The organism is Streptomyces cahuitamycinicus, from assembly GCF_002891435.1.
Lineage (GTDB): Bacteria > Actinomycetota > Actinomycetes > Streptomycetales > Streptomycetaceae > Streptomyces > Streptomyces cahuitamycinicus.
In genome coordinates this window covers 1-2,121 of record NZ_POUC01000752.1, presented here as the reverse complement: position 1 = coordinate 2,121, position 2,121 = coordinate 1, and the positions used below count along the sequence as shown (strand labels likewise).

General features: G+C 75.9%; 3 protein-coding genes. 2 read left to right on the top strand and 1 reads right to left on the bottom strand.

All coding sequences use genetic code 11. The annotated features are described in order from the left end of the window. On the top strand, positions 1–641 hold a 641-nt coding region (locus tag C1J00_RS42435), incomplete at its 5' end, for a DUF4328 domain-containing protein (protein ID WP_342751814.1). Here the strand turns inward: C1J00_RS42435 and C1J00_RS42430 are convergent. Continuing rightward, positions 635–1,486, bottom strand: coding sequence for a putative RNA methyltransferase (locus tag C1J00_RS42430; protein ID WP_102914118.1), 852 nt, complete (start codon positions 1,484–1,486; stop codon positions 635–637). The two genes, C1J00_RS42435 and C1J00_RS42430, sit on opposite strands and share 7 nt — an antisense overlap. Before the next feature lie 329 nt (positions 1,487–1,815). On the opposite strand from C1J00_RS42430, the gene C1J00_RS42425 reads away from it, so the two are divergent. Then, on the top strand, positions 1,816–2,121 hold a 306-nt coding region (locus C1J00_RS42425), incomplete at its 3' end, for a cytochrome c oxidase assembly protein (protein WP_146046397.1).

Genomic DNA, 2,121 nt, shown 5'->3' with positions numbered 1-2,121 from the left:
CCCCCGCCCTGCGCCCCGTCCGGGGAGCGGCCCGCTGCGCCATCGCCGCCCTCGCCCTCGCCGGGACCGCCTGGGTGGCCCGGGCGGTCTGGCACATCCGGCTCGCCGTGGCCGGGCAGCCGGCGTCCGGCCCGCTCGACCAGGGCGACGGCGTGCACCGGCCCCCGAACGCCCTGGAGGACTCCTACCACCTGGTCGCCTCCGTGGGCAGCGCCGTCACGGCCGTCTGCGTGATCGTGTTCCTGCTCTGGCTGGACCGGATGCGGGACAACGCCAAGGCCCTCTCGGGCACGGACCCGCGCTACGGCTACCCCTGGCTCTGGCTGGGCTGGATCCTGCCCGTCGTGAACCTGTGGATACCCCGGGGCGTCGTCGCGGACGTCCACCGCTCGGTCTTCCCCGAGCGGCGGCTGCCGGCCGTCGTGAACTGGTGGTGGGGTCTGTGGCTGGCCGGTCTGGCCGGCGGCGTGGGGATCATCTACTCGGACGACACGGACGAGGTCATCGCCCGCGCCTACAGCGGCGTCCTGCCCCTGCTCGCCGCCGACCTGGTGATCGTCGTCGCGGCCGGGGCCGCCGCCCTCATGATCCACACGCTCACGACGGCGCAGCGGGAGCACGTCGCCGGCCGGGCCTACTGACCTGGCCGCAGCGGCCGGTGCACCGACACGGCGAACGACGCCGTCACCGGCACCGGCGCACTCAACCGCTCGGTCCGGCCGCGCAGTTGTGCGGCGGTGAGGTGACGCGCGGTCGGGCTCATGCTCACCAGGCGGGAGATGTCCTCGGCCGTGAGCCACATCGCGTACTCCAGCGGCTCGGTGCGATCGGGCCGGAAGTGGGCGCCCAGGGCCCGGCGCAGGCGCTCCTCCTTCCGCGGGTCGACCGCCAGCAGCCCGACCGGATCGCGCAGTTCGCGCAGGTGCCGGGCCGTGGGGGTGACGACGACCAGTACGCCGTCCGGGCCGAGGACGCGGGCGAACTCGGGCCCGTTGCGGGGCGCGAAGACGTTGAGCACGAGGCCGGCGCAGCCGGTGCGCACGGGCCACGGCTGCCACACGTCCCAGCAGGCGGCCTCCGCACGGGCGTGCGCGCGGGCCGCCGCGCGCAGGGCGGGCACGGAGCTGTCCAGTCCCAGCCCCAGAGCCCCGGGGAGGGCGTCCAGGACGGCCGCGAGGTAGTGGCCGGTGCCCGCGCCGACGTCCAGCACGGTGGCGTCGGGCGCGGCCAGCTCCCCGGCGAGGCGCGCGAGGGTGCGGGCGAGCGGGTCGTAGTGCCCGGCGCCGAGGAACGAGGCACGGGAGCGGACAATGTCGGGGGAGTCGGCGCTCGGGGCGCGCCGGTGGCCGGTCAGCAGACCGACGTAACCGTGGCGGGCGATGTCGAAGGTGTGCCGGTTGGCGCAGCGCAGGGCACCGCGGACGGGTTCGAGACCGGCCGGGCACTGGGGGCAGGTCAGGACGGACAGGAGTCGGTCGGACGGCATGGGTGGTCCTCGGAGCGCGGCGCACCGCCGGGCGGCCGGGTGCGCCGCGTACGGCGGCGGACGGTGTGCGTCGGCGCCCGCCGGACGGCTGCCGCGAACCGGCAGCGGAGGCGGGAACGCCGAGGAGGGCGACGTGGACAACCCACGTCGCCGTCCTCACCGCGGCGTCAGAGGAAGCAGTGGGGCAGGGCGTTGCATGCCAGAGCCATACGGCCAGGCTACCGGGCGCCGCCGCACGTCACGACGAGCCGCCCGCCGGAGGCCGGCCACCGGCCCACCCTGCCTCCACGGCCCTGAAGTTCGGCGGTTATCGTCCGCTGGTGAGCGAACTGTCGGCTGTGTACCTGCCGGAACCGACCGTCGGACGGCTGCTGGGGTCGTGGCAGCCGGACGTCCCCGCCCTCCTGCTCGTCGCCGTGCTGGGCGGGCTCTACGGCTGGGGTGTGGTCCGGGTGCGCCGGCGGGGCGGGTCCTGGCCGCCGGCGCGGCTCGCCGCCTTCGTGCTCCTCGGGCTCGGGACGATCGTCGTGGCCACGATGTCCGGCCTGGCCGTCTACGACCGTGAACTGTTCTGGCCCGCCGCCGTGCAGAACGTCGGGCTCGAGCTGCTCGCTCCGCTGGGCCTCGCCCTGGGC